Origin of the sequence: Streptomyces coelicoflavus, assembly GCF_003112555.1 — a bacterium.
Taxonomy (GTDB): Bacteria; Actinomycetota; Actinomycetes; order Streptomycetales; family Streptomycetaceae; genus Streptomyces; species Streptomyces coelicoflavus.
On sequence record NZ_BEWB01000005.1, the window covers coordinates 1 to 26,447 of the forward strand.

At 71.7% G+C, this 26,447-nt stretch carries 25 protein-coding genes, 1 pseudogene and 1 riboswitch; of the genes and pseudogenes, 17 read left to right on the forward strand and 9 right to left on the reverse strand.

Going from position 1 to position 26,447, the window contains the following annotated elements:
• Positions 1-109 precede the first annotated feature (109 nt).
• The 10 genes and pseudogenes from clsA to Sco07f_RS11810 all read left to right on the forward strand — a co-directional run bounded on the left by clsA (position 110) and on the right by Sco07f_RS11810 (position 10,349).
• Entirely contained in the window at positions 110-718 is a 609-nt protein-coding gene (gene clsA, locus Sco07f_RS11765) for a cardiolipin synthase ClsA (protein WP_007388195.1), read from the forward strand.
• Between the two features lie 112 nt (positions 719-830).
• A complete protein-coding gene (locus Sco07f_RS11770; RefSeq protein ID WP_087792018.1) occupies positions 831-3,326 on the forward strand; it encodes a mannose-1-phosphate guanyltransferase in 2,496 nt (831 codons plus the stop codon).
• 167 nt (positions 3,327-3,493) lie between these two features.
• Positions 3,494-4,330, forward strand: a complete 837-nt coding sequence (locus Sco07f_RS11775) for a DUF881 domain-containing protein (protein ID WP_164139984.1) — start codon at positions 3,494-3,496, stop codon at positions 4,328-4,330.
• On the forward strand, positions 4,327-4,659 hold the full coding sequence (locus tag Sco07f_RS11780; protein ID WP_003977440.1) for a small basic family protein: 333 nt from the start codon (positions 4,327-4,329) through the stop codon (positions 4,657-4,659). Before Sco07f_RS11775 ends, Sco07f_RS11780 begins: the two co-directional genes overlap by 4 nt.
• Positions 4,660-4,664: 5 nt before the next feature.
• Positions 4,665-5,522, forward strand: coding sequence for a DUF881 domain-containing protein (locus Sco07f_RS11785; RefSeq protein WP_108987817.1), 858 nt, complete (start codon positions 4,665-4,667; stop codon positions 5,520-5,522).
• A gap of 190 nt (positions 5,523-5,712) precedes the next feature.
• Positions 5,713-6,522, forward strand: a complete 810-nt coding sequence (locus Sco07f_RS11790) for a zinc-ribbon and FHA domain-containing protein (RefSeq protein ID WP_078581406.1) — start codon at positions 5,713-5,715, stop codon at positions 6,520-6,522.
• Between the two features lie 43 nt (positions 6,523-6,565).
• Positions 6,566-7,306, forward strand: coding sequence for a transcriptional regulator FtsR (gene ftsR / locus Sco07f_RS11795; protein ID WP_108987818.1), 741 nt, complete (start codon positions 6,566-6,568; stop codon positions 7,304-7,306).
• Between the two features lie 108 nt (positions 7,307-7,414).
• Positions 7,415-7,888 carry a bifunctional nuclease family protein gene (locus Sco07f_RS11800; protein WP_042822063.1) on the forward strand — a complete coding sequence of 158 codons (474 nt, stop codon included), beginning with the start codon at positions 7,415-7,417 and terminating at the stop codon, positions 7,886-7,888.
• A gap of 190 nt (positions 7,889-8,078) precedes the next feature.
• Positions 8,079-8,765, forward strand: coding sequence for a MerR family transcriptional regulator (locus tag Sco07f_RS11805; RefSeq protein WP_174855342.1), 687 nt, complete (start codon positions 8,079-8,081; stop codon positions 8,763-8,765).
• Between the two features lie 64 nt (positions 8,766-8,829).
• A pseudogene (locus tag Sco07f_RS11810) lies at positions 8,830-10,349 on the forward strand (DNA polymerase IV).
• Here Sco07f_RS11810 and Sco07f_RS11815 read toward each other — a convergent pair.
• Positions 10,265-10,642, reverse strand: a complete 378-nt coding sequence (locus tag Sco07f_RS11815) for a PRC-barrel domain-containing protein (RefSeq protein WP_007388209.1) — start codon at positions 10,640-10,642, stop codon at positions 10,265-10,267. The pseudogene Sco07f_RS11810 and the gene Sco07f_RS11815 overlap by 85 nt on opposite strands.
• A 149-nt stretch (positions 10,643-10,791) precedes the next feature.
• Positions 10,792-10,887, forward strand: a riboswitch (glycine riboswitch).
• Between the two features lie 177 nt (positions 10,888-11,064).
• On the opposite strand from Sco07f_RS11815, the gene gcvP reads away from it, so the two are divergent.
• Positions 11,065-13,950 (forward strand): aminomethyl-transferring glycine dehydrogenase, encoded by a 2,886-nt coding sequence (gene gcvP, locus Sco07f_RS11820; RefSeq protein ID WP_108987819.1) that lies wholly within the window; start codon positions 11,065-11,067, stop codon positions 13,948-13,950.
• A 138-nt stretch (positions 13,951-14,088) separates the two neighbouring features.
• On the opposite strand, the gene Sco07f_RS11825 is transcribed toward gcvP, so the two are convergent.
• The gene (locus Sco07f_RS11825) at positions 14,089-14,484 is read right to left on the reverse strand and encodes a TOBE domain-containing protein (protein WP_007388208.1); all 396 of its coding nucleotides are present in this window, start codon (positions 14,482-14,484) and stop codon (positions 14,089-14,091) included.
• Positions 14,485-14,641: 157 nt separating this feature from the next.
• Here Sco07f_RS11825 and Sco07f_RS11830 point away from each other — a divergent pair, with 157 nt between their 5' ends.
• Positions 14,642-15,211 (forward strand): DUF1707 SHOCT-like domain-containing protein, encoded by a 570-nt coding sequence (locus Sco07f_RS11830; protein ID WP_244942039.1) that lies wholly within the window; start codon positions 14,642-14,644, stop codon positions 15,209-15,211.
• A 9-nt stretch (positions 15,212-15,220) separates the two neighbouring features.
• On the opposite strand, the gene Sco07f_RS11835 is transcribed toward Sco07f_RS11830, so the two are convergent.
• The 3 genes from Sco07f_RS11835 to Sco07f_RS11845 all read right to left on the reverse strand — a co-directional run bounded on the left by Sco07f_RS11835 (position 15,221) and on the right by Sco07f_RS11845 (position 17,507).
• A complete protein-coding gene (locus Sco07f_RS11835) occupies positions 15,221-16,285 on the reverse strand; it encodes a LacI family DNA-binding transcriptional regulator (RefSeq protein WP_108987821.1) in 1,065 nt (354 codons plus the stop codon).
• A gap of 124 nt (positions 16,286-16,409) precedes the next feature.
• Positions 16,410-16,613 (reverse strand): DUF5999 family protein, encoded by a 204-nt coding sequence (locus Sco07f_RS11840; protein WP_007388206.1) that lies wholly within the window; start codon positions 16,611-16,613, stop codon positions 16,410-16,412.
• Positions 16,614-16,922: 309 nt separating this feature from the next.
• On the reverse strand, positions 16,923-17,507 hold the full coding sequence (locus Sco07f_RS11845; protein ID WP_167468079.1) for a hypothetical protein: 585 nt from the start codon (positions 17,505-17,507) through the stop codon (positions 16,923-16,925).
• Positions 17,508-18,061: 554 nt separating this feature from the next.
• On the opposite strand from Sco07f_RS11845, the gene Sco07f_RS11850 reads away from it, so the two are divergent.
• Together Sco07f_RS11850 and Sco07f_RS11855 are read left to right on the forward strand one after the other, a co-directional pair.
• Positions 18,062-19,579, forward strand: coding sequence for a glutamate-cysteine ligase family protein (locus tag Sco07f_RS11850; protein ID WP_007388184.1), 1,518 nt, complete (start codon positions 18,062-18,064; stop codon positions 19,577-19,579).
• Between the two features lie 81 nt (positions 19,580-19,660).
• Positions 19,661-20,488, forward strand: coding sequence for a CPBP family intramembrane glutamic endopeptidase (locus Sco07f_RS11855; RefSeq protein WP_007388183.1), 828 nt, complete (start codon positions 19,661-19,663; stop codon positions 20,486-20,488).
• 28 nt (positions 20,489-20,516) lie between these two features.
• On the opposite strand, the gene Sco07f_RS11860 is transcribed toward Sco07f_RS11855, so the two are convergent.
• The 3 genes from Sco07f_RS11860 to Sco07f_RS11870 all read right to left on the reverse strand — a co-directional run bounded on the left by Sco07f_RS11860 (position 20,517) and on the right by Sco07f_RS11870 (position 23,298).
• Entirely contained in the window at positions 20,517-21,326 is an 810-nt protein-coding gene (locus Sco07f_RS11860) for a PhzF family phenazine biosynthesis protein (protein WP_087792026.1), read from the reverse strand.
• Between the two features lie 125 nt (positions 21,327-21,451).
• Entirely contained in the window at positions 21,452-22,087 is a 636-nt protein-coding gene (locus Sco07f_RS11865; protein WP_087792027.1) for a response regulator, read from the reverse strand.
• A complete protein-coding gene (locus Sco07f_RS11870) occupies positions 22,084-23,298 on the reverse strand; it encodes a sensor histidine kinase (protein WP_108987823.1) in 1,215 nt (404 codons plus the stop codon). The genes Sco07f_RS11865 and Sco07f_RS11870 overlap by 4 nt, the downstream gene beginning before the upstream one ends.
• Positions 23,299-23,470: 172 nt before the next feature.
• On the opposite strand from Sco07f_RS11870, the gene Sco07f_RS11875 reads away from it, so the two are divergent.
• The 3 genes from Sco07f_RS11875 to Sco07f_RS11885 all read left to right on the forward strand — a co-directional run bounded on the left by Sco07f_RS11875 (position 23,471) and on the right by Sco07f_RS11885 (position 26,004).
• Complete coding sequence (locus Sco07f_RS11875) at positions 23,471-24,562, forward strand: ABC transporter permease (protein ID WP_108987824.1); 1,092 nt, start codon at positions 23,471-23,473, stop codon at positions 24,560-24,562.
• The gene (locus tag Sco07f_RS11880) at positions 24,559-25,260 is read left to right on the forward strand and encodes an ABC transporter ATP-binding protein (protein ID WP_108987825.1); all 702 of its coding nucleotides are present in this window, start codon (positions 24,559-24,561) and stop codon (positions 25,258-25,260) included. The genes Sco07f_RS11875 and Sco07f_RS11880 overlap by 4 nt, the downstream gene beginning before the upstream one ends.
• 90 nt (positions 25,261-25,350) lie before the next feature.
• Entirely contained in the window at positions 25,351-26,004 is a 654-nt protein-coding gene (locus tag Sco07f_RS11885) for a PadR family transcriptional regulator (RefSeq protein ID WP_108988089.1), read from the forward strand.
• A 93-nt stretch (positions 26,005-26,097) separates the two neighbouring features.
• Here the strand turns inward: Sco07f_RS11885 and Sco07f_RS11890 are convergent, their stop codons facing one another.
• Positions 26,098-26,286: a hypothetical protein gene (locus Sco07f_RS11890; protein WP_164140174.1), complete on the reverse strand. Its 189-nt coding sequence runs from the start codon at positions 26,284-26,286 to the stop codon at positions 26,098-26,100.
• Positions 26,287-26,447: the final 161 nt, after the last annotated feature.

A 26,447-nucleotide genomic window follows, 5' to 3' on the forward strand; every position in this document is an offset into this window, starting at 1 on the left:
TCCTTTTAGAGCTCTGGCTCTTGGGCACGCAGCCCGAGAGCCAGAGCTTTTTTGCGTTGAGGTAAGGTCAGTGAGCATCATTGGCTCGTTTCCCCCAGGAGGCCCCCGCGTGGAGGTCCAGGAGACCCGCGTGCAGACCGACCGGGTCCTCACCATCCCGAACATCCTCAGCATGGCGCGCCTGGCCGGCGTGCCCCTGTTCCTGTGGCTCATCCTGCGGCCCGAGTTCGGCGGCCCGCAGAGCGACGGCTGGGCGCTGTTGGTGCTGGCCCTCAGCGGAGTCAGCGACTACCTGGACGGAAAGCTCGCGCGGCGTTGGAATCAGATCAGCAGCCTCGGCCGGCTCCTGGACCCGGCGGCTGACCGGCTTTACATCCTGTCGACGCTGGTGGGACTCACCTGGCGCGAGATTCTCCCGCTCTGGTTGACCCTTGTACTGCTTGCCCGGGAAGCGATGCTGCTGGTGATGGTGGGCATCCTCCGGCGACACGGCTATCCGCCGCCACAGGTGAACTTCCTGGGCAAGGCCGCGACCTTCAACCTCATGTACGCCTTCCCGCTGCTTCTGCTCAGCGACGGAAGCGGATGGATCGCGTCACTCGCCGCCGTTTTCGGATGGGCGTTCGCCGGATGGGGTACAACCCTGTACTGGTGGGCAGGTGTTCTCTACGTGGTGCAGGTCCGCCGCCTGGTTCGTGCGGACGTCGCAGCCGATTGAACTCGCTGATTGTGCGGCCCAAGTGGCCGGATGGCCCGCGCACGAAAAGTGCGGGACCCTGGACGGGTGAAGTCGGCTAAACCGTCGTCTCTCAGAGGAGGACGCTTCCGACATGAAGGCCGTCGTGATGGCTGGAGGCGAAGGCACGCGCCTTCGTCCCATGACCTCGAGCATGCCCAAGCCGCTCCTTCCGGTGGTCAACCGGCCGATCATGGAGCATGTGCTCAGGTTGCTCAAAAGGCATGGGCTCAACGAGACCGTCGTCACCGTCCAGTTCCTGGCCTCGCTGGTCAAGAACTACTTCGGTGACGGCGAAGAGCTCGGAATGGAGCTCACCTATGCCAACGAGGAGAAGCCACTCGGTACCGCCGGAAGCGTCAAGAACGCCGAGGAGGCATTGAAGGACGATGCCTTCCTCGTCATTTCCGGCGACGCCCTGACCGACTTCGACCTCACCGACCTGATCAATTTCCACAAGGAAAAGGGATCGCTCGTCACCGTGTGTCTGACGCGCGTGCCCAACCCGCTGGAATTCGGCATCACCATCGTCGACGAAGAGGGCAAGGTCGAGCGCTTCCTGGAGAAGCCGACCTGGGGGCAGGTCTTCTCGGACACGGTGAACACCGGGATCTACGTCATGGAGCCCGAGGTCTTCGACTACGTCGACCCCGACGTGCCCGTGGACTGGTCCGGTGATGTCTTCCCGCAGCTGATGAAGGAAGGCAAGCCCATCTACGGCTACGTCGCCGAGGGCTACTGGGAGGACGTCGGCACCCACGAGAGCTATGTGAAGGCCCAGGCCGATGTCCTGGAGCGCAAGGTCGACGTCGACATCGACGGCTTCGAGATCTCTCCCGGCGTCTGGGTGGCCGAGGGCGCCGAGGTGCATCCCGACGCCGTGCTGCGCGGGCCCCTGTACGTCGGCGACTACGCCAAGGTCGAGGCGGGCGCCGAGATCCGGGAACACACGGTCATCGGGTCAAACGTCGTCGTCAAGAGCGGCGCCTTCCTGCACAAGGCCGTGGTCGCCGACAACGTGTACGTCGGACCGCACAGCAACCTGAGGGGCTGCGTGGTCGGCAAGAACACCGACATCATGCGCGCCGCGCGGATCGAGGACGGCGCGGTCATCGGTGACGAGTGCCTGGTCGGTGAAGAATCGATCATCCAGGGCAACGTGCGGGTCTACCCGTTCAAGACCATCGAGGCCGGTGCCTTCGTCAACACCTCGGTGATCTGGGAGTCCCGCGGGCAGGCGCACCTCTTCGGTGCCCGCGGGGTCTCCGGCATCCTGAACGTGGAGATCACCCCGGAGCTCGCCGTGCGGCTGGCCGGTGCGTACGCGACGACCCTCAAGAAGGGGTCCACCGTCACCACGGCCCGCGACCACTCCCGCGGTGCCCGTGCGCTGAAGCGGGCGGTGATCTCCGCGTTGCAGGCCAGCGCCATCGACGTACGCGACCTGGAGAACGTACCGCTGCCCGTGGCGCGGCAGCAGACCGCGCGGGGCAGTGCCGGCGGGATCATGATCCGGACCACCCTCGGTGTGCCGGACTCCGTCGACATCATGTTCTTCGACGGCCAGGGCGCCGACCTCTCGCAGGGCAGCCAGCGGAAACTGGACCGGGTCTTCGCGCGGCAGGAGTACCGGCGGGCGTTCCCCGGCGAGATCGGGGACCTGCACTTCCCGTCCAGCGTGTTCGACTCGTACACCGGGTCACTGCTGCGCAATGTCGACATCACCGGTATCGCGGAGTCCGGGCTCAAGGTGGTCGTGGACGCCTCCAACGGCAGCTCGGGGCTGGTGCTGCCGAGCCTGCTCGGGAAGCTCGGCGTCGACTCGCTGACGATCAATCCCGGTCTCGACGAGGCCAGGCCCACCGAGTCGGCCGACATGCGGCGCTCCGGTCTGGTGCGCCTCGGGGAGATCGTGGCGTCCTCGCGGGCCGCGTTCGGTGTGCGGTTCGACCCCGTCGGTGAACGGCTGTCGCTCGTCGACGAGAAGGGCCGCATCATCGAGGACGACCGGGCTCTGCTGGTGATGCTGGACCTGATCGCGGCCGAGCGGCGCAGCGGCCGGGTGGCGCTCCCGGTGACCACCACCAGGATCGCCGAGCAGGTCGCCGCGTACCACGGCACGCAGGTCGAGTGGACGACCACCTCCCCGGACGACCTGACGCGAGTGGGGGGCGAGGAAGGCACGATCTTCGGCGGCGACGGCAAGGGCGGCTTCATCGTCCCCGAATTCAGCAGTGTCTACGACGGCACGGCTGCCTTCGTGCGGCTCATCGGTCTGGTCGCGCGCACGCAGCTCACGCTCAGCCAGATCGACGCGCGGATCCCGCGCGCCCACGTCCTCAAGCGTGACCTGGCCACTCCGTGGGCCGTGAAGGGCCTGGTGATGCGACGGGTCGTCGAGGCGGCCGGAGACCGGTTCGTCGACACCACGGACGGGGTGCGGGTGGTCGAGACGGACGGGCGCTGGGTGATGGTGCTGCCCGACCCGGCGGAGGCGGTCACCCATCTGTGGGCCGAGGGCCCCGACGACGCCTCCGCGCAGGCGCTGCTGGACGAGTGGGCCGCGGTGGTGGACAGCGCCGGCCGGTAGAACGCGCCGCACGCGTGCGTGCCGGACAAGTGTCCCCAAGGGGGCCTGTCCGGCACGCCGGTGGGGCCGTTCGGAGGTAGTGGCGGTGGCGTGCGACGATGTGCGGCATGCCGCAGCCACCCCCCGTTCGGAGCACATCCACGCGGCCCGCGCGCCCGGACGCGTCCATGTCGTTGCTCACGAACGTCATGGACCACAGCCTCGACGACGGATACGCCGAGGCCGCCGCGCGGAAGAAGGCCGACGGCGGCGGCGGGATGCCCAAGACGCTCCGTGCCAAGCTGGGTCTGGCGGCCGGTCTGGTGCTCGCGGCCCTGGTCGTGACGGTCGGGGCGGCCCAGGCGCGGGTCGCCGCTCCCGTCGTCGCCAAGGAGCGCGAAGAGCTCGTCGACCGCATAGAGGCGGAGACCTCGGCGGCCGACAAGCTGGAGAAGAGCGTCGACGAGCTGCGCGACGACGTGAACGCGCGTCGGCGCGAGGCGCTGGAGAAGAGCGGCGACGGCGACCGGTCCGACCTCGTGGGCATGCTGGCGGGCGCCGTCGAGGTGCACGGTCCGGGTGTGAAGCTCGTGGTCGACGACGCCAAGGACGTGGGCACCGGGGCGGACGGGAAGCCGCGCGGTACCTCCGGATTCTCCGACACGGGCCGGGTGCGGGACCGGGACATGCAGCGCGTGGTCAACGGGCTGTGGGAGTCGGGCGCCGAGGCGATCTCCATCAACGGACAGCGTCTGACGGCGCTGTCGGCGATCAGGGCCGCGGGTGACGCGATACTGGTCGACAACAGGCCGCTGGTGCCGCCGTACACGGTGCTCGCGGTGGGGGACGGCGAGGGGCTGAGCAGGGCGTTCCAGGACAGTGCCGACGGGCTGTACCTGCATGCCCTGCAGGAGAGCTACGGCATCCGGACCGCCCTCTCCGTCGCGGACGACCTCAAGCTGCCGGCCGCACCGAGTCTGATCGTACGTACAGCACAGCCGATAACCGAGAAGGGCACATCGTGATCGCCGTACTGGGCCTCGTCGTGGGAGTCGTGGCCGGATTGCTGGTCCGGCCCGAGGTGCCGGCGGCCGTGGAGCCGTATCTCCCGATCGCCGTGGTGGCGGCGCTGGACGCCGTCTTCGGTGGTCTGCGGGCCATGCTCGACGGCATCTTCGACGACAAGGTCTTCGTGGTGTCGTTCCTGTCGAACGTGGTCGTCGCCGCGCTGATCGTGTTCCTGGGCGACAAGTTGGGCGTCGGCGCCCAGCTGTCCACCGGTGTCGTGGTGGTCCTCGGCATCCGCATCTTCTCCAACGCCGCGGCGATCCGACGCCACGTCTTCCGGGCGTGAGGCCGATGAGCGACCAGGACGAGCAGGGGCCGGGCCGGCTGCGCAAGGAGCTGCCCGCGGAAGTGGCACCCGGGGAGACCCCGGACGCGGACGACCGGGTGGCCGACCCGCCGCAGGAGACGCGGCAGGAGGGGAACGGGCTGACCGGCAGGCAGCGGCTCCTGAAGGGGCTGTGGCCGCCGCGCCTCACGCGGGCGCAACTCATCGTGGCCCTGCTCCTGTTCGGGCTCGGCTTCGGCCTCGCCGTCCAGGTGGCGTCCAACAGTGACAGCGACAGCGCGCTGCGTGGCGCCCGCCAGGAGGATCTGGTCCGCATCCTCGATGAACTGGACGACCGTACTCAGCGTCTTGAAGACGAGAAGCAGGGCCTCGAGAAGCAGCGCGACGAGCTGGAGAACAGCTCGGACCAGGCGGAGGAGGCCCGCAAGCAGACGCTCGAGAAGGAGCGGCAACTGGGCATCCTCGCGGGCACCGTGGCCGCGCAGGGGCCCGGCATCACGGTGACCATCGACGACACGAAGGGGACGGTCGAGGCGGACATGCTGCTCGACGCCATCCAGGAGCTGCGCGCGGCCGGTGCGGAGGCGATTCAGGTCAACGGGGTCCGGGTCGTCGCCGGCACGTACCTCGCCGACGCCGACAACTCCGTCAGCGTCGACGGGAACAAGATCAACGCGCCCTATCGTTTCCAGGTCATCGGCAAGCCGCAGGACCTCGAACCGGCTCTCAACATTCCTGGAGGAGTGGTGCAGACTCTGGAGAAGGAACAGGCCACCGTTACTGTTGAGCGGTCGAGCAAGATCGTCGTGGACGCCTTGCGAGCGGCGGAGCGGCCTGACTACGCTCGGTCGTCCTCCCAGTGAACCGGCGGTGCATGGGGGGCGTCCGGCGAGGGCATGAGGTTGCGGGGGGTCGGCGCACCGATTGGGTGGTGCGTGGTGGAAACTGTCTGGTGGAGACGGACGTTGTGAAGGTGTCCGGGTCGGTCAGTGCGTTCAGCAAGGGTTCGTCCTGCCCCACGGGCGGGTCTGTTTCGGTCAAGGGGAATCGCCCGTGAAGTTGTTTGCGAAGTTGTTCGGCAAGAGCGCGCGAGAGGGCGGCGGCGAGAACGCGACCGCCCGTCATCGCGCCCAGCCCGACGCGGAGGGCTCACGCCCGATGTTCCGGGACCAGGTGGGTGGTCCCGGCGCGCCGTCTGTTGACCCTTCTCAGTCCGGCGGCATAGGTTTCGGCCAGCCCTCGGCCCCGGGTACGGGCGGAGGGTTCAACCCCGACCCGTACGCGTCGAACGCCCCGGCGGGGCAGCCGCGGCAGGAGGATCCGTCCATGTCGGCCCTGGTGTGTACGAGGTGCGGCAACCGCAACGCGGAGAACAGCCGCTTCTGCTCCAACTGCGGCGCTCCGCTGCGGCCCGGTGCGGTCCCGGAGCGCGCGTCCGAGACGACCTCCACGATCTCCATCTCGGGTCTGGAGGCCTACGACGCCGAGGTCACCGGCCAGACGGCGATGCCGGCGCTCTCTCCCGAGGCGCAGGCGGCCGTCGACGCGCTGCCGCTGGGCTCCGCGCTCCTGGTCGTGCGCCGCGGCCCGAACTCGGGCAGCCGCTTCCTGCTGGACGGTGAGCTGACCACCGCCGGGCGTCACCCGCAGAGCGACATCTTCCTGGACGACGTGACGGTCTCGCGCCGGCACGTGGAGTTCCGCCGCAGCCCGGACGGCTCGTTCACGGTCGCCGACGTCGGCAGCCTGAACGGCACCTACGTCAACCGGGAGCGCATCGACCAGGTCGCCCTGTCGAACGGCGACGAGGTGCAGATCGGCAAGTACCGGCTGGTGTTCTACGCGAGCCAGCGGGGTTACTGACCCGCCCCCGGGCCCCCGCCCGGGGAACCTCCAGGGAAGGTCCATGTTTCAAACACCGAGCGGCGGTGCCGGGCAAGGCGCCGCCGCCACGGACAGTGGGCTGATGAGCATCGGCGCGGTGCTGAACGCGCTGCGTGACGAGTTCCCCGACATCACCATCTCCAAGATCCGTTTCCTGGAGTCGGAGGGTCTCGTCGAGCCGCGGCGGACCCCGGCCGGGTATCGCAAGTTCAGCGCGCACGACGTCGAGCGCCTCGGCCAGGTGCTGCGCATGCAGCGGGACCACTATCTGCCGCTCAAGGTGATCCGCGAGCACCTGGACGCCGTGGAGCGCGGTGAGGCGGTTTCCCTGCCGAGGGTCGGCCGGCAGCGGGACGGGGAGCAGGCCGTACCGGAGCCCGCAGAGGGCCCGACGGTGGCCCGGATCGGGCGGGACGAGCTGCTGGCCGCCGCCGGGATCGGCGACCAGGAGCTGAAGGAGTGGGAGTCGTACGGACTCCTCGCCCCGCTGGCCGACGGGGCGTACGACGCCGAGGCGGTCACCGTGGCGTCGCTGGTGGTGGAGCTGGGGCGGTTCGGGATCGAGCCGCGGCACCTGCGGGTGATGAAGGCGGCCGCCGACCGGGACGCCGGGCTCGTGGACCAGGTGGTGGCCCCGCTGAAGCGCCACCGCAACCCCCAGACCAGGGCACACGCCGAAGCCCGCACCAAGGAGCTGGCGGGGCTCGCGGTGAAACTGCACGCGGCCCTGGTGCAGACCGCTCTGGGCGTGCGGCTGCCCTGAAGCGGGCAGGGGCGAGCGTCCGGAATCGACCCCCGGTCCGGACCCGGATCGCCCACCCGATCCCGGCCCGACTACCCAAACGTCCCGGGCACGGCCTAGGGTTGCTGTGTGAACGAGCTCGATGTCGTAGGTGTCCGGGTCGAGATGCCCTCCAACCAGCCGATCGTGCTGCTGCGCGAGGTGGGCGGCGACCGTTACCTTCCCATCTGGATCGGACCGGGGGAGGCGACGGCGATCGCCTTCGCCCAGCAGGGCATGGCTCCCGCACGGCCGCTGACCCACGACCTGTTCAAGGACGTGCTGGAAGCCGTCGGGCAGGAGCTCACGGAAGTGCGCATCACCGACCTGCGGGACAACGTCTTCTACGCCGAGCTGGTCTTCGCGAGCGGGGTCGAGGTCAGCGCCAGGCCGTCCGACGCCATAGCGCTCGCCCTGCGCACCGGTACGCCGATCTACGGCAGCGAGACGCTCCTCGACGAAGCCGGTATCTCCATCCCGGACGAGCAGGAGGACGAGGTGGAGAAGTTCCGCGAGTTCCTCGACCAGATCTCGCCCGAGGACTTCGGAACCAGCAACCAGTGAGGTGTGCGGCCGGGGCGGATTCGGGGCCTCACGGGCCCCGTCCGGGCACATCCGACCAGCCTTTCCCGGAACTGGGCACGCGAAACCACTCGTAGGGTGATTATCACTCGGCGTGCCGAGTGTGGCGATCGTTGACGCACCCTTGGTGACTGCCTACCTTCGAGGAGGCAGGTCAAGGACGGAGGTCGGCGTGAGAATCAGCGGCGACGGTACGGTTGGGGGTGGCCCCGGGCACAGCCTCGGGGCAGGCGGTCCGTACCCTCCCCCGGGTTCCCGGCTTCGCGCAGGCGCGGGCCACGCCCGGCACGGTGGCGCGGCCGATCCCGGTCCACAGCGACCGGCAGCCTTGCCGACCAGCGGAGGGGCGACGTCCATGGCGTCCGAGCAGATCGGCTATCGCGGGCCGACGGCCTGCGCGGCCGCCGGCATCACCTACCGGCAACTGGACTACTGGGCGCGCACGGGCCTCGTGGAGCCCAGTGTGCGGCCCGCGCACGGATCCGGGACGCAGCGGCTGTACAGCTTCCGCGACGTGGTCGTGCTGAAGATCGTCAAGCGCTTCCTCGACACCGGGGTGTCGCTCCAGAACATCCGCACCGCCGTCCAGCACCTGCGGGAGCGCGGCTTTCGCGACCTGGAGCGGATGACGCTGATGAGCGACGGCGCCACCGTCTACGAGTGCACCTCGCCCGACGAGGTGCACGCCCTGCTCCAGGGCGGCCAGGGCATCTTCGGGATCGCCGTCGGCGTGGTGTGGCGGGACGTGGAGAGCGCGCTGTCCCAGCTGCACGGCGAGCGGATCGACACGGGGGAGACCCTGGTCGGGCACAATCCGGCCGACGAACTGGCCCGGCGGCGGAACAACCGGGCGGTCTGACCCCGCCGCGCCCCGGAGCCGTCCGGTGAGGGCATTGTCAGTGGCGTAGGGCAGCATCGGAGACGTGAGAACCGCGCCCACGATCCTGCATCTCGACATGGATGCCTTCTTCGCCTCGGTGGAGCAGGCGTCCAAGCCGAGTCTGCGCGGGAAGGCCGTGGTCGTGGGCGGTCTCGGACCGCGCGGCGTGGTCGCCACCTGCTCGTACGAGGCGCGGGTGTTCGGCGTGCACTCCGCGATGCCGATGGGCCAGGCACGCCGGCTGGCGCCCCACGCCGCCTATCTCGTTCCGCGCTTCGAGCTCTACCGGTCGATCAGCGAGCAGGTCATGCGGCTGCTGCGGGAGCTGTCGCCCCTGGTGGAGCCGCTCAGCCTGGACGAGGCCTTCGTGGACCTGGAGGCCGGCCAGGCAGCCCGGGACGCGGATTCGGCGCGGCTGGCCGGGGTGAAGCTGCGCGCCGACATCCGCACCGTCACGGGCCTCACCGGCTCCGTCGGGCTCGCCGCCTCCAAGATGCTCGCCAAGATCGCCTCGGAGGAGGCCAAGCCCGACGGACTGGTCCTCATCCCACCGGGGACGGAGCGGGCCATGCTGGAGCCGATGACCGTGCGGACGCTGCCCGGAGTGGGACCGGCCACGGGGGACCACCTGCGCCGGGCGGGGATCACCACGGTCGGCGAGATCGCCGAGGCGGGCGAGGACGAGCTGGTGCGGCTGCTGGGCAAGGCGCACGGCCACGCGCTGTACGCCATGGCGCTGGCACGCGACGAGCGGCCCGTGGTGGCCGAGCGGGAGACCAAGTCCGTGTCGGTCGAGGACACCTACGACGTGGACATCCACGACCGGGTGCGGGTCGGCGTCGAGGTGGGACGGCTGGCGGACCGCTGCGTGCGGCGGCTGCGGGCCTCCCGTCTGTCCGGGCGGACCATCGTGCTCAAGGTGCGCCGATACGACTTCTCCACGCTGACGCGCTCCGAGACGCTGCGCGGGCCCACCGACGACCCCGCGGTGGTCCGGGAGGCCGCCGCCAGACTGCTGGACTCGGTGGACACCACGGGCGGCGTGCGGCTGCTCGGGGTGGGCGTCAGCGGGCTCGCCGACTACACGCAGGAGGACCTGTTCGCGCAGGCCGCGGGTGACGTTTCCGAGGAACCGGCCGAGGAGCCCGAGGCCGGGCCCGTCGAGGAGCAGGCTCCTTCGCCCGCCGAGCGCCGGTGGCCCGCCGGGCACGACGTACGGCACGCGGAGCTCGGACACGGGTGGGTGCAGGGCAGCGGCCTCGGACGGGTCACCGTGCGGTTCGAGACGCCGTACTCCGAGGTCGGCCGGGTGCGGACGTTCCCGGTGGACGACCCGGAGCTGGCCCCGGCGGACCCCCTGCCACTGGTCTCCCCAGTGGTCCGAAGACCCGGTGGAGAACCCGTCGGTCCGCCCGGTGGGGGCGGCTCCGCGCGACGGGTGGCCGGGTAGTGCGGGCGGGAGTGGCGCGGGCGGCGGGTCAGCCGTCGTCGTTGCCCTTGCCGGCCAGCTTGCCGAAGTCGTGGTCGGGAGGCGGGGGAGCGGCCGCCACGTCCAGGCCGTAGTGGTGGTAGAGCTGGAGTTCCTGTTCCGGCGAGAGATGGCGGCCGACGCCGAAGTCGGGCGCCTCCTTGATCAGGGACCGGTCGAAAGGCACGCGCAGGGTGCCCTCGACCAGCTCGCTGGGCTCCAGGGGGACGAAGGCGTCCCTGCTGAAGAGGCCGGTCCGTATCGCCGCCCACTCGGGGACGCCGGTGGCATCGTCGAGGTACACCTCGTCCACGGTGCCGATCCTGGTGCCGTCGCGGTCGAACGCCTTGCGGCCGATCAGGTTCCGCGGATCGATGTCAGTACGCACGGGGCCCTCCACTTGATCGCACCACTGGGCCGCACTGGGTCGCACACCAGCCGCCTAATCATCCGTAAGTACTACAAAAGAGCACATGTGGTCGGTCGGCCACTCGAAGTTCTCACGAGTGCCTCGCTGGTACGCTGGCAAACGGCCGCTGACCCCGCGCGGGAGAGTCCTCCGGACACCACCGGAGGCGCCGAAGGAGCAAATCCTCCCCGGAATCTCTCAGGCTCACGTACCGCACGGACGAGGTCACTCTGGAAAGCAGGGCGGGTGTCGACGGCTTCCGCTCTCACCGACGGTGAAAGCCGGAAGAGCCTCCGGGCTCCTCCGGTGAAGCTCTCAGGTTGAGATGACAGAGGGGGAGGCCGTCCGGGTACCCGCGCCGTGGTGCCCCTCGAAGGTCGTCAGACCAGGAGGCCTCCGCAATGACCGCCCATCGCACTCCGCTCTCCGAACTCGAACAGGCAGCGCCGTTCGAGCAGCGCCACATCGGCCCCGACCACGAGGCCCGGGCCAAGATGCTCGCGCAGGTCGGTTACGGTTCGCTCGACGAACTGACGGCCGCCGCGGTGCCGGATGTGATCAAGAACGCCGACCGGCTCGACCTGCCGGGCGCGCGCTCCGAGGCCGAGGTGCTGGCCGAGCTGCGCTCCCTGGCCGACCGCAACCAGGTCCTCGACTCCATGATCGGCCTCGGCTACTACGGCACCTTCACCCCGCCGGTGATCCTGCGCAACGTCATGGAGAACCCGTCCTGGTACACGGCGTACACGCCGTACCAGCCGGAGATCTCGCAGGGGCGGCTCGAGGCCCTGCTGAACTTCCAGACGATGGTCGCCGAGCTGACCGGCCTGCCCACCTCCGGCGCCTCGCTGCTCGACGAGGGCACCGCCGCCGCCGAGGCGATGGCGCTGTCCCGGCGCATGGGCAAGAACAAGAAGGGCCTCTTCCTGGTCGACGCGGACGCCCTGCCGCAGACCGTCGCCGTGATACAGACCCGGGCCGAGCCGACCGGCGTCGAGGTCGTCGTCGCCGACCTGAGCGAGGGCATCCCCGCCGAGGTCGCCGAGCGGGAGATCAACGGCGTCCTGATCCAGTACCCGGGCGCCTCCGGTGCCGTCCGCGACATCAAGCCGGTGATCGACCGGGCGCACGAGCTGGGCGCCCTCGTCACCGTCGCCGCCGACCTGCTCGCCCTCACGCTGCTCACCTCGCCCGGCGAGCTGGGTGCGGACATCGCCGTCGGCACCACCCAGCGCTTCGGCGTGCCGATGGGCTTCGGCGGACCGCACGCCGGCTACATGGCCGTCCACGAGAAGTTCGCCCGCAGCCTGCCCGGCCGCCTGGTCGGCGTCTCCGTGGACGCCGACGGCAACCAGGCCTACCGCCTGGCCCTCCAGACCCGCGAGCAGCACATCCGCCGCGAGAAGGCCACCAGCAACATCTGCACCGCGCAGGTGCTGCTCGCCGTCATGGCCGGCATGTACGCCGTCTACCACGGTCCCGAGGGGCTGCGGGCCATCGCCCGGCGCACCCACCGGTACGCCACGATCACCGCGGCCGGTCTCGCCGCCGGCGGCGTCGAGATCGTCCACGGCTCCTACTTCGACACCGTCACCGCGCGGGTGCCCGGCCGGGCCGGCGCGATCGTGCACGCCGCCCGCGAGAACGGCATCAACGTGCGGCTCGTCGACGCCGACCACGTGTCCTTCGCCTGCGACGAGACCACCACGCGCGCCCAGGTCGGCGGCGTGTGGCACGCCTTCGGCGTGGAGGGCGACGTCGAGTCGCTGGACGCGGAGACCGGGGAGACGCTGCCCGAGGCGCTGCTGCGCACCGACGACTTCATGACCCACCCCGTCTTCCACCAGCACCGCTCCGAGACCGCGATGCTGCGCTACCTGCGCCGCCTCGCCGACCGGGACTACGCGCTGGACCGCGGCATGATCCCGCTGGGCTCCTGCACCATGAAGCTCAACGCGACCACCGAGATGGAGCCGGTCACCTGGCCCGAGTTCGGCGCGCTGCACCCCTTCGCGCCCGCCGAGCAGGCCCAGGGCTACCTCACCCTCATCCGCGAGCTGGAGGAACGGCTCGCCGAGGTCACCGGGTACGACAAGGTCTCGCTCCAGCCCAACGCCGGGTCGCAGGGCGAGTTCGCCGGACTTCTCGCCGTACGCGGTTACCACCGGGCCAACGGCGACGAGCAGCGCACCGTCTGCCTCATCCCGTCCTCCGCGCACGGCACCAACGCCGCCAGCGCCGTGATGGCCGGTATGAAGGTCGTCGTCGTCAAGACCGCCGAGGACGGCGAGATCGACGTCGAGGACCTGCGCGCCAAGATCGAGAAGCACCGCGACGAGCTGGCCGTGCTGATGATCACGTACCCCTCGACGCACGGCGTGTTCGAGGAGCACGTGGCCGACATCTGCGCCCAGGTGCACGACGCGGGCGGCCAGGTCTACGTCGACGGCGCCAACCTCAACGCCCTGGTCGGCCTGGCCAAGCCCGGCCACTTCGGCGGCGACGTCTCCCACCTGAACCTGCACAAGACCTTCTGCATCCCGCACGGCGGCGGCGGTCCCGGCGTCGGCCCCGTGGCCGTACGGTCGCACCTGGCGCCGTACCTGCCCAACCACCCGCTGCAGCCCGCGGCCGGTCCGCAGACGGGCGTCGGCCCGGTCTCGGCGGCGCCCTGGGGTTCGGCGGGCATCCTGCCGATCTCGTGGTCGTACGTCCGCCTGATGGGCGGTGAGGGGCTCAAGCGCGCCACGCAGGTGGCCGTGCTGTCCGCCAACTACATCGCCAAGCGCCTGGAGGCGCACTTCCCGGTGCTTTACAACGGCCCCGGCGGGCTGGTCGCGCACGAGTGCATCATCGACCTGCGTCCGCTGTCCAAGGCCACCGGCGTGAGCGTCGACGACGTCGCCAAGCGGCTGATCGACTACGGCTTCCACGCGCCGACGATGTCCTTCCCGGTGGCCGGCACGCTGATGATCGAGCCGACCGAGTCCGAGGACCTGGCCGAGCTGGACCGGTTCTGCGAGGCGATGATCGCCATCCGCGCGGAGATCGAGAAGGTCGGTTCCGGCGCCTGGCCCGCAGAGGACAACCCGCTGCGCGGCGCCCCGCACACCGCGGCCGCGCTCGGCGGCGCGTGGGACCACGCGTACACGCGCGAGGAGGCCGTCTTCCCGGCCGGTGTGTCCGCCGCCGACAAGTACTGGCCGCCGGTGCGCCGCATCGACCAGGCCTACGGCGACCGCAACCTGGTCTGCTCCTGCCCGCCGCTGGACGCGTACGAGGACTGAGCCCCGACACGGGAGTGAGAGAGGCTCCGTCCGGGCTCGCACGGCCCGGACGGAGCCTCTCGGCATGTCGTCGCCCTTGCTGCGCACACCGCGGCGCCGGTGGTGAGGGCGGTGCCGGCAGCCGGGGGGACGCGTGGGTCAGGTTCTGTCGATGTGTACATTCGTCGACTTCACCCGCGCCGTGGCCTCGACGCCGACCTCGAGGCCGAGTTCCTCCACCGCCTCCCTGGTCAGCAGGGAGACGAGCCGGTGCGGGCCGGCCTGGATCTCGACCTGGGCCGCGACGTCGCCGAGCTTGATGGCGGTGACGATCCCCGGGAACGAGTTGCGGACCGAGGTGTACGGGGTCTCCTCGTCGGCGCCGCCGGAGCGGGCGAGCTCGACCGAGAACGCGGCCAGGTCGCGCCCGTCGACGACGCGCCGCCCGCCCTCGTCGCGACGGGTGGCGATCCGGCCCGCGTCGGCCCAGCGGCGCGCGGTGTCCGGGCTGACGCCGAGCAGCCGCGCCGCCCGGCCGATCGTGTAGGACTCCATGCGGGTCACGATAGGCCGCGGGACGGAAACGGTGGACGAGGGGTTGGCTATGGAGTATGACGCGATATAGCGTTAGTTCCTCGCAGTGGTGGGGCGTTCACGGGACGCCCGGGGAGATCGGGGTCGAGCCATGCCGGTGCAGTCTTCACAGGGTGTCGTGACGCCCGCGCTCCGCGCCTCGCACGCGGACCGGGACCGGGCCGTGGACATACTGAGCGCCGCCGCCGGAGACGGCAGGCTGACCGCCGAGGAACTGGACGACCGGGTGGGAGCGGCGCTCACCGCACGCACCCAGGACGAGCTGGCCGCCCTGACCGCCGACCTGCCGCTCGCGGCGGACGGCGCCGCGGCCCCCGCGGCCAAGGACGTCGTCCGTATCGAGCAGCAGGGCACGTCCACCCGGCGGGGCGAGGGCTGGGTGGTGCCGCGGCGCATGGAGATCCGGTCCGCCTGGGGCGAGGTGACGCTGGACCTCGCCCGGGCGGTGATCACGCACGACACCCTCCGCATCGACCTCGACCTGCGGGCCGGGGCGCTGAAGATCCTGACCCGGCCCGGCATCGTGGTGGACACCGACTCACTCGTGACCAGCTACGGCGAGGTGAAGACGCCGAGGAGCGTCGACACCGGGGTGCCCGTGGTGCTGAGGGTGGAGATCACGGGCGAGGTCAGCTGGGGACAGGTCGTGGTGCGTGCGCCGCGCCGCAGGCTCGGGCGCAGGGCATAGGCGGACGGCTCAACCGGACGGTGTCGCGATCCCCGGCGGGGGTGCCGTGCTGGCGCGCAGGATCAGCTCCGTGCCCAGTTCGGCCCGCGGCGGGTCCGGATCCTCGTCGCGGGTCAGGCGGAGCACCGTGCGCGCGGCCACCCGGCCCATCTCGGCGAGCGGCTGGCGCACGGTCGTCAGCGGCGGCGCCGACCAGCGGACCTCCGGAAGGTCGTCGAAACCGACGACGCTCATGTCCTGCGGCACCCTCGCCCCGCGCCGGCGCAGCGCCTCGATCGCACCGAGCGCCATCTGGTCGCTGGCCGCGAAGACCGCCGTCGGCGGCTCGGGCAGAGCCAGCAGGGCTTCACAGGCCGCGAAGCCGGACTCGTGACGGAAGTCGCCGGGGACGATCAGCGACTCGTCCACGGCGACGCCGGCGCCTTCCAGGGCGGCGCGGTAGCCGTCGCGGCGGGCCCGCGAGCACAGTAGCCGCGGCGGCCCGGCGATCAGGCCGATCCTGCGATGCCCCAGCGCCAGCAGATGCTCGGTGGCCGCCGTGCCGCCCTCCCGGTTGGCCGCGCCGACCGTGGGCACGTCCAGTGCCGGGGAGCCCGCAGGGTCGACGACGACCAGGGGCACGCCGAGGATGCGCAGCTCCTGGTGGAGCACGGGATCCAGGGCCGAGGTGACGAGGACGACGCCGTCCGAGGCCCGGGCCCGCAGATTGCGCATCCACCGAGGTGCGTCGCCCGAGCGGCCGTGGACCGCGGAGACCACGGTGCCGACCCCGGCGGCGTGGGCCACCTCCTCGACCCCGCGGATGATCTCCACGGCCCAGGGGCTGTCGAGGTCGTTGAAGACCAGGTCGAGCAGGGCGGCCCGGCGCCCGGGCGCGGCGGCGCGCTTGCGGTACCCGTGCCGGCGCAGCAGTTCCTCCACCCGCGCCCTGGTCCCGGGCGACACGTCCGACCGGCCGTTCACCACCCGGGACACGGTCGGCACCGAGACCCCCGCGCGGCGGGCGATGTCCGTGATCGTGACCCTGCCCCGGCCGCCGGAAGCCGTCTTCGCCCGGGCCCCGTCCAATGCCACTTCCCCACCTCCGCAGACACCGACCGCGCAACAGCCGGGAGTCTTCCGGAAAACGGCCGCCCCGGGGAAGTCGTACCGCCCCATGAGGCGCCGGGACAGTGGCGTCGCACCGCCCCGCTCCCGGTCAGGCGGCGGTCGTCAGGCCCGCGCCGACGGGACGGTGCGGGGCGATCGCCCGACCGTCCGGCAGCAGCTCACCGGTGTCCTCGAACAGGACGACACCGTTGCACAGCAGGCTCCACCCCTGCTCCGGGTGGTGCGCCACGAGACGGGCGGACTCCCGGTCGGCGGAGACGGCTGACGGGCACGGTGGCTGGTGCTGGCACATGAGTGGGGTCTCTCGGTCTGTGGTGATGAGTGAGTCGGCTGTCTTGTCCGTACCGCGGCGTGGAACCTCGTTCATGGCCGCCCCCCGTTGTTTGAGTCGGTCCGAACCCAGTGTTGCCCCGCGGGAGTCGATCCGCAGGTATTTCGCAGCACCGCTTCTCACAGGTTGATGACGCGTCACCCGCGCGGACGGTTCAGCCCAACTGCACTGTCATTTCGGGTGGTTCGGCATGGCCGATTGGGGCTAGTCCGCGCGGGTGGGCCGGCGGTCAGGACCGGGCCGCCGGGCCGGACGCAGGCCGCGGGCGGGTCAGGCGGGAGAACCCAGCAGCCGCGTCGGCGTCATCCGGTGCGTGAGGACCGGCAGCAGTTCGGCGACCCGGTGCGGCAGGTGGGCCGCGATCCCGGGCGGCGCCGGTGCCAGCGGCACCAGCAGGTCGGTGGCCGCGGGGTGCCCGGCCGCGGCGTCCGCGGCGCAGTCGCCGTGCAGCCACAGTGTGAGCATGTACAGCTCGGGAACCGACAGCAGGCGCGGCTGGTAGGACTGGGCCATCGAGTCGGCCTGCCGCAGCGCGCGCTCGGTCGAGGCGACGTAGGGGCCCTCGAAGAAGTGCGAGAACGCCCAGCCGTCGGCGGTCAGCATCGTCTCCGCGGCCGCTACCGACAGGTCGCCGCACCGGATGTGGAAGCGCCACCCGGTCAGTCGGGTGGCCGTCACGCCCTGCTCCGTGACCCGGTCGAGGACGTGCACGGGGAGCGGCAGTTCCGGTGTGGCGGGTCCCTGGGCGCGCAGCAGGGCGGGTGTCCGGGCCTCGCGGACCGCGGTGGGCGACGAGAGGGCGGTCAGGACGGAGCGCAGGGCGGGCGCGGGGGCCTGGGGAACACACAGGGGCATGATGGGTCGCCTCTCATTCGAAGGCACGGTGGCGCGAGGGCGGGGCGGACGACGCTGTCGGCTCACAGGGCTGGGAGAGGCAGGGACCGGGTCCGGGAAACGAGAAGTGGGAGAGGCCTGCCACGCGTCAGCTCGACGGCAGGATCCTTCGACCGTGGGCTCCGGTCCGCTGCCTGTCCGCGGAGTTTATACGACATGTGTTCAGACTGTGTTTCGGCTAGCCGATTCCGGCAACCAGTACAAGGTTGAATTCGGCCGCCGATATGCGGGAATCCTCCGGATTCCGGACCAGGTGTACGGCGATGACCTCGGGGAATGTTCACCGAGCGGTCGGCCAATTGTCGTCGGCGTTTTTCACGAGTTGCCGGCCCGGGAAACCGCTCGACGCGCCATGCCCGGTGAATGTGCCACCGGTCACACCGGCACAGCGTAGCGGCTGCCGGGCCGGTGCGGGGACGTTATCGATCGCTTCGGCTGGGCATCATCCCACCTGACCGGCGGCCGGCCAGCGGCGGCCGGATCTTCCGCACACCGCTCCGAGAAGGGACTCTTCCATGGGGGAGAAGGTCGAGGCAGGTCAGTTCGACCTGTCCGATCGCCAGCGCTACCGCGACAAGCTCCAGCGGTGCCTGACGGGCCTGGAGCGACTTCTGGCGGAGAAGCGGTTCGACCGTCCGAAGAACCTGATGGGGCTGGAGATCGAATTGAATCTCGTCGGTGCCGACGGGATGCCGAAAATGTTGAATGCGCAAGTCCTCGAGCGCATCGCGAGCCGCGACTTCCAGACCGAACTCGCCATGTTCAACCTGGAGGTCAACATAGCTCCGCACCGCCTGGGCGGGCGGGTATTCGACCGGCTCGCCGAGGAGATCCGCACGTCATTGGCATATGCGGACCGCAAGGCGGGAGAGGTCGACGCGGGAATCGCGATGATCGGTATTCTGCCGACGCTGGACCGGGACGACCTGGTCTCGTCCAATCTCTCCGCCGTCGACCGCTACGCCCTGCTCAACGAACAGATCGTGGCCGCCCGCGGGGAGGACTTCACCCTCGACATCGAGGGCGTGGAGCGCCTGACCTGTACCTCGAAGTCCATCGCCCCCGAGGCCGCCTGCACCTCGGTGCAACTGCACCTTCAGGTCACCCCCGACCGCTTCGCCGACGTGTGGAACGCCGCGCAGGCCGTCACCGCCGCGCAGATCGCCCTCGGCGCCAACGCGCCCTTCCTCTTCGGCCGCGAACTGTGGCGGGAGTCGCGGCCCCCGCTGTTCCAGCAGTCCACCGACACCCGCCCGCCCGAACTCCAGGCCCAGGGCGTGCGGCCGCGCACCTGGTTCGGGGAGCGCTGGGTGACCTCGGCGTACGACCTCTTCGAGGAGAACCGGCGCTACTTCCCGGCCCTGCTGCCGATCTGCGACGACGAGGACCCGCTGGACGTCCTCGACGCGGGCGGCGTGCCCTCGCTCTCCGAACTCGTCCTGCACAACGGCACCGTCTACCGCTGGAACCGTCCCGTCTACGACATCGCCGACGGCGTGCCGCACCTGCGGGTCGAGAACCGGGTCCTGCCCGCCGGACCCACCGTCACCGACGTCATCGCCAACGCGGCCTTCTACTACGGGGTCGTGCGCGCGCTCGCTGAGGAGCCCCGGCCGGTGTGGACCCGGCTGCCCTTCGAGGCCGCGGCCGCCAACTTCGAGGCCGCGTGCCGCCACGGCATCGACGCCCGTTTCGAGTGGCCCCGGCGCGGCCGCCTCGGCGGCACCACCGAGGTCGACGCCGCCGTCCTCGTACGCGACGAACTGCTGCCGCTCGCCGAGGCCGGGCTGGACGCGTGGGGCGTGGAACCCGCCGACCGGGACCTCTACCTCGGCGTGATCGAGGAGCGGTGCCGGCGACGGGTCAACGGCGCCTCCTGGCAGGCGGCCACGTTCCACCGGGCGCTGGAGGCGGGCCTGTCCCGGGAGGCCGCGCTGGCCGCCACGACCCGCCGCTACGTCGAGCTGATGCGCGAGGGGGACCCCGTGCACCTGTGGCCGGTGGGCCTGCCGGAGACGGCGCCGCCGAGCTGACCGCCGCCGGACCCGCCCCCGCCGCGCGCCGCCCCATACTGATCGGGCAAGCTGTGACGTCCCAGCTGGAGGCAGGTGTGCATGGCGGAGGCGGGCCCGGTGGACGATGCGTTCCCTCAGAAGCGACTCGGCGAACAGCCCTTGACCGAGGAGCGGCTCACACGGCGGATCCTGCGCGACGAGACCCTGCTCGTCCTGGCGCTCTCGCTCGGTGCGAGCGGCGTGTCCGCCCTCATCAGCTTCATCGGCTCGGTCACCCGGCCCGGCGGGCTCAAGGACCAGGCGGCCACCCTCAACGCCTCCGCGGCGCCCGGCCGTCCCTGGCTCGACCTGGCCTGGCAGCTCTTCGGGATCACCACGGCACTCGTCCCGGTCGCCCTCGTCGCGCACTTCCTGCTGCGTGAGGGGCGCAGTCTGCGCACCCTCGGCTTCGACCGCACCCGCCCGTGGCCGGACCTGGGGCGCGGGGCCGCCGTGGCCGCCGTCATCGGCAGCACCGGCATCGCGTTCTACCTCGCCGCGCGCGGCCTGGGCTTCAACCTCACCGTGGTGCCCGAGGCCCTGCCCGACGTGTGGTGGAAGTACCCCGTCCTGATCCTGTCGGCGGTGCAGAACTCCGTCCTGGAGGAGGTCATCGTCGTCGGCTACCTGCTGCGCCGGCTGGACCAGCTCGGCTGGGGAGCGGGCGCGTCACTGGCGGCCAGTTCGGTGCTGCGCGGGTCGTACCACCTCTACCAGGGGATCGGCGGGTTCGTCGGCAACATGGTGATGGGCGTCGTGTTCGTCTACCTGTACCGCCGCTGGGGACGCGTGGGCCCGCTGGTGGTGGCGCACTCGCTGCTCGACATCGGGGCCTTCGTCGGCTACGGCCTGCTCGCCGGGAAGGTGGACTGGCTCCCGACGGCGTGACCCGCCGGGGCCTCGAGCCGCCGCGGGGTCAGGCCAGCAGCTCGCCGTCGATCACCGTCACCGCGTGCCCGCTCAGCAGCGTGCGCCCGCCCCGCACTTCCGTGCGCACCCGGCCGGAGCGGGGCGAGGCCTGGAGCCCGGTGAGGTCCGGGCGGCCGAGACGCTCGGACCAGAAGGGCCCGAGGGCCGTGTGGGCGCTGCCGGTGACCGGGTCCTCGTCGATGCCGACGTTGGGGAAGAAGCAGCGGGAGACGTAGTCGTAGCCACGGGCGGGGTCCTCCGCGCGGGCGGTGGCGATGATGCCGCGCTCTGAGTGTGCGGCCAGCGCCGGCAGGTCCGGCGCCAGGCCGCGCACCGTCTCCTCGTCGGCGACCTCGACCAGCAGGTCCCCGATGTTCGGTCCGGTGTCCAGGACGGTGAGCGGCTCGGCGCCCAGAGCCCCGCCGACGCCCGCCGGCGCCTCGACCTCGGTGAGCGGCGCCGTCGGGAAGTCCAGGGTGATCGAGCCGTCCTCGCCGGGTGCCGCGATCAGGACGCCGCTGCGGGTGGCGAACCGCACCGGCCCCTCGTGGGCGCCGGTGGTGTGCAGGACGTGGGCCGTGGCGAGCGTCGCGTGGCCGCACATCGCCACCTCGGTGGCCGGTGTGAACCAGCGCAGCGCCCAGTCGGCCTCGCCGCCCGCGGGCAGCCGGTGGGCGAACGCCGTCTCGGAGTGGTTGACCTCCAGGGCGATCCGCTGGAGCCGGTCGTCGCCGGGGAAGGCGTCGAGGAGCACGACCCCGGCGGGATTGCCGGCGAAGGGCCGGTCGGTGAAGGCGTCGACGATTCGGATGCGCATGCCCCGACGCTAGACGCCGACCGGAGTCGCGGACCAAGGCCAATCGCGCGGTGGCGGCCCGTTTTTCGCGGCCGCGGCCCGCACCGGTGCCCGTCAGCGGCCCCCGGCCGGCGGCATGTGCCCGGTCAGCGCCGGATCAGACCGAGGGATGCCGCGGTGGCGACGGCGGCGGTGCGCGAGTCGACGTCGAGCTTGGCGTAGATGCGGGCCAGGTGGGACTTGACCGTGCCCTCGGTGAGGTGGAGCCGGCGCCCGATGGCCTGGTTGGACAGCCCGCCGGCGACCAGGGCGAGGACCTCGGTCTCCCGCCGGGTCAGGGTGGTGCCGGGGGTGCGCAGCCGGTTCATGAGCCGGTCGGCGACGGCGGGCGCGAGGGCGGTGCGGCCGGCGGCGGCGGTGCGCACGGCGTCGGCCAGGTCCTCGGGCGGCGCGTCCTTGAGGAGGTAGCCGGTGGCGCCGGCCTCGATGGCGGGCAGGGTGTCGGCGTCGGAGTCGTACGTCGTGACGACGAGCACGCGCGGGGCCCCGGGGCGGGCGGCGATGGCGGCGGTGGCCTCGGCGCCGTTCATGCCCTTGCCGAACTGCAGGTCCATCAGTACGACGTCGATGTCGCCGTGCGCGGCGCGTGCGACGGCCTCCTCCGCGGTGGCGGCCTCGGCCACCACCTCGAGGCCCGGCTCGGTCTCCAGTACGGCGCGCAGACCGGCCCGCACCACGGGGTGGTCGTCGGCGAGGAGCAGGCGGACGGGGGTCTCGGTCACGGGCGGGCCTCGGGTTCGGTGGGCGGGGTGAACGGCAGCCGGGCGGCCAGGGCGGTGCCGCGGCCGGGTGCGGACTCGATGCTCAGGGTGCCGCCGAGGGCGTCCAGGCGGGCCCGCATGGCGGCCAGGCCGAAGCCGCCCGCCTCGGGGTCGGCCGGGGGCAGCCCGTCCGGGTCGAAGCCGGTGCCGTTGTCGACGACGTCCAGGGCGACGTGGTCGCCGAGGTGGCTGAGGGTGACCTCGGCCGTGGTGGCGTCGGCGTGGCGGACCGTGTTGGCGAGGGCCGACTGGGCGATGCGCAGCAGGGCGACCTCGTGGGCGGTCGGCAGCGGGAGCGGGACACCGGTGAGGTGGAAGCGGGCGGTGACCCGGTGCCGGGCGGACGTCGTGGCGCACAGGCGTTCCAGGGCGCCGGCCAGGGTGGTGCCGTCGAGGGCGGGCGGGGTCAGGGCGGCGACGAAGCGGCGGGCCTCGGCGAGGTTGTCCACGGCGGCCTGCCGGGCCGCCACGACGTGGCCGGCGGCGGCGTCGGGCCGCTCGGGCAGGGCGCGCTCGGCGGCGCGCAGCAGCAGTTGGATGCTGGACAGCCCCTGGGCGAGGGTGTCGTGGATCTCGCGGGCCAGCCGCTCGCGCTCGGCGAGCACGCCGGCGGTGTGCTGGGCGCGGGCGAGGTCGGCACGGGTGGCGGTCAGTTCCTCGATCAGCCGACTGCGCCGCTCGCTCTCGCGGTACAGGGCCTGGTAGCCCCACACCACGGCGACGGCGACGGCGGCGCCGAGCGCGGGACCGATCACCATGGCCGGGCCGAAGGAGCCGGCATGGGCGGCGTACCCGGCGACGGCCGCGACGGCGGTGGCGGTCACGGCGGCCAGGCCCGCCCGGCGCGACAGCAGGTGGAGCTGGAGGAAGTACAGCGGGAAGGCCACCCACACGGCCTCGGGGGAGAGCGCCAGCAGCACCAGCCACACGGCCCCCACGGCGGCCAGCCACGCGGCCGCGACCCGCCGGACGAGCCGGACCCGGGGCAGCACCGGCCCGGCCGCGTACACCAGGCCGCACACCACCGCGACGGCGACGATCGGCCCGGCGTGGGACCGGCCGTCCGTCACGGCGCGGGCGGCGACCAGGACGAGCAGACCGACGACCAGCAGGTGCAGGCACCAGGCCAGGGCCCGGGTGGTCGGGGTCAGGGCGGGAGCGGAAGCGTTCACAGTGTGTCCAGGCTACGAAAGGCGGGGCCCGGGAGCCTCCATCGAAAGTTACAAACCGGGTGCCGCCTTCCGGCCCGCGAAGTGCGGTCCTGCGCCAGACGCGCGCGGGGGGAGCCGGCGGCGACGGTGGGGTCGTACCGATTGCCCCCGCCGGAAAGGACAGGCAGAGACCGTGTTCGTCGCCTGGAGAGACCTCAAGTTCGCCAAGGGGCGCTTCGCCCTGATGGGGACCGTCATCGTGCTGATCACCCTCCTGGTGGGACTGCTGTCCGGACTGACGGCGGGTCTGGGGCAGCAGAACATCTCCGCCGTCACCGGTCTGCCCGCCGACCGGATCGCCTTCCAGGCGCCCAGCGGCGGACAGGACCCGTCGTACTCCAACTCCACCGTCACCGAGCGGCAGTGGCAGCGGTGGGCACAGGCGCCCGGGGTCACCGGCGCCGAACCGCTGGGGATCACCACCACCAAGGCCACCGCCGGAGACCGGAGCACCGGGGTCTCCGCCTTCGGCGTCCGGCCGGGCTCCCGCCTCGCCCCGGACAGCGGCAGGCTGGACCAGCGGACGGCGGTGCTGTCCACGACGGCCGCCGACGACCTCGGCGTCACGACGGGTGACACCTTCGACCTGGCCGGTCAGCGGCTGACCGCGGCAGCCGTCCGGGGCGACGCCTTCTTCAGCCACACCCCGGTCGTGTGGACCAGCCTGGACGTCTGGCGGAAGACCGCGCCCCCCACCGCCACCGGGGGCGACGGCCCGACCGCGACCGTGATCGCCCTGAACACCGCCCCCGGCGCCGACGTGGCGGCCACCGACCGGGCGACGGGCACCAGGACGCTCTCCAAGGACGACTCGCTGTCCGCCATCGGCTCCTACACCTCCGAGAACGGCTCCCTCCAGCTGATGCGCGGCTTCCTGTTCGCCATCTCCGCCCTCGTCATCGGCGCCTTCTTCACCGTGTGGACGATCCAGCGCGGCGGTGACGTCGCCGTCCTCAAGGCGCTCGGCGCCTCCACGGCCGGCCTCCTCAAGGACGCCCTCGGCCAGGCCGTCGTCCTGCTGGCCGGCGGCACCCTGATCGGCACCGGAATCGCAGCCGCCCTGGGAGCGCTTGTCGCCGGCTCCGCCGTGCCGTTCCTCCTCACTCCCGCGACCGTCCTCCTCCCGGCCGCCGTGACGATCGTCCTCGGCGCCCTCGGAGCCGCCCTGTCCATCCGCCGGATCACCTCCGTCGACCCGCTGACCGCCCTGGGGAGCGCCCGATGAGCCTGAACCTGACCGACGTCACCCTCACCTACGCCGACGGAGAGGACCGCCTGACCGCGCTCGACCGGGTCGGTCTGGACGTCCCCCGGGGCTGCCTGACCGCCGTGGTCGGCCCCTCCGGATCCGGCAAGTCCAGCCTGCTGGCCGTCGCCGCCACCCTCATCACCCCCGACGCCGGGACCGTCACCGTCGACGGCATCCCCACCACCGGCCTCAGCCGCGGGGAGCTGACCGCTCTGCGCCGCGACAGGATCGGCATCGTCTTCCAGCAGCCCAACCTGCTGCCCTCCCTCACCGCCGCCGAACAGTTGCAGGTCATGGCACAGATCGACGGTCGCAAGCCCCGTACCGCCCGGGGCCGGGCGATGGAACTCCTCGACGCGGTCGGGCTGGCCGGGCAGGCGGGCCGGCGTCCCCACCAGCTCTCCGGCGGCCAGCGCCAGCGCGTCGCCCTCGCCCGCGCCCTGATGAACGAGCCCACCGTCCTCCTGGTCGACGAGCCCACCAGCGCCCTCGACCACGAACGCGGTGCCGCCGTGATCGACCTGATCACCCGCCTCACCCACCAGCAGGCGAGCGCCACCGTTCTGGTCACCCACGACCGCACGCACCTCACGGCGGTCGACCGGGTCGCCGAAGTCCACGACGGCCGCCTGAGCCTGTCGTGCCGGTCGGGTCTGTCGGCGTCCGCCCACTGACCTGGCAGTCGGCAGAGGCTTGCCGTGCGATACGTTCCGATATATCGTTGAGGCATCGCGACAGATCAACGACTGAATGGAGTGATGGCGATGCGCGACCACGGATACGAGCGCGGACACGGTGGACACGGTCACGGCGAGGGCGGCTCCTTCGGGCCCTTCGGACGAGGTGCCTTCGAGGCCCGGCGTGCCGCCTTCGGGCCCTTCGGTCCGGGTGGTCCCGGCGGCCCCGCCGGTCCCTTCGGGCCGGGCTTCGGTCACGGCGGCCCCTGGGGCGGCCGAGGGAGGGGCGGGCCCAGGGGAAGGGCGCGGCGCGGCGACGTACGGGCGTCGATCCTCGCTCTCCTGAAGGACCGGCCGATGCACGGCTACGAGATGATCCAGAAGATCGCCGAGCGCAGCGGCGGGGCGTGGAAGCCCAGCCCCGGTTCGGTGTACCCCACCCTCCAGCTGCTGGAGGACGAGGGGCTGATCGCCAGCGAGAGCGAGGGCGGCAAGAAGCTCTTCGCGCTCACCGAGGCGGGCCGCACCGCGGCCGAGGAAGGCCCGGAGGCGCCCTGGGAGGAGGCCTCGCGGGGCGTCGACTGGGACGCCCTCAACGACGTCCGGCAGGCCGGGTTCGGCCTGATGGAGGCCTTCGGCCAGGTCTGGAAGACCGGCAGCAAGGAGCAGCGGGAGAAGGCGCTCGCCGTCATCGGCGAGGCCCGTAAGAAGCTGTACCTGATCCTCGCCGACGAGGACTGACGCCGGCCGGAACGCAGGGGCCCCGCGGGCAGGATCCGCGGGGCCCTCTGCGTGCCGTGGAGTGTGCGGCGGAGCGGCCCCGGGGCGTGCCGTTCAGTCGACCCGCCGTATCACCGCCGCGTCGAAGAGGTCCCACGCGCGCGGGAAGGCGCTCTCGTCGTGGCAGTGCCACGCCTCCCAGAACAGATCGGCGGGCAACGCCTCCGCCGGGGCGTCCACCCGGTACACGTACTGCCTGCCGTCGACGGCGGGCAGCGACACCAGCCAGCACCTGCTCCTCATGCCCCTGTCCGACCCGCGAGGGCGGGTTTCGGTTGCCCCCGGGGGCGCAAGGCAAGGCGGCGCGCGCCCGGAGGACCGAAACGGCCTGATCTCATCCGCAAGGAGGAGATTCCGTCCGGGCGGGTCCACTCTGTGTGGGACGGCGAAATGCTTCCCGCCGG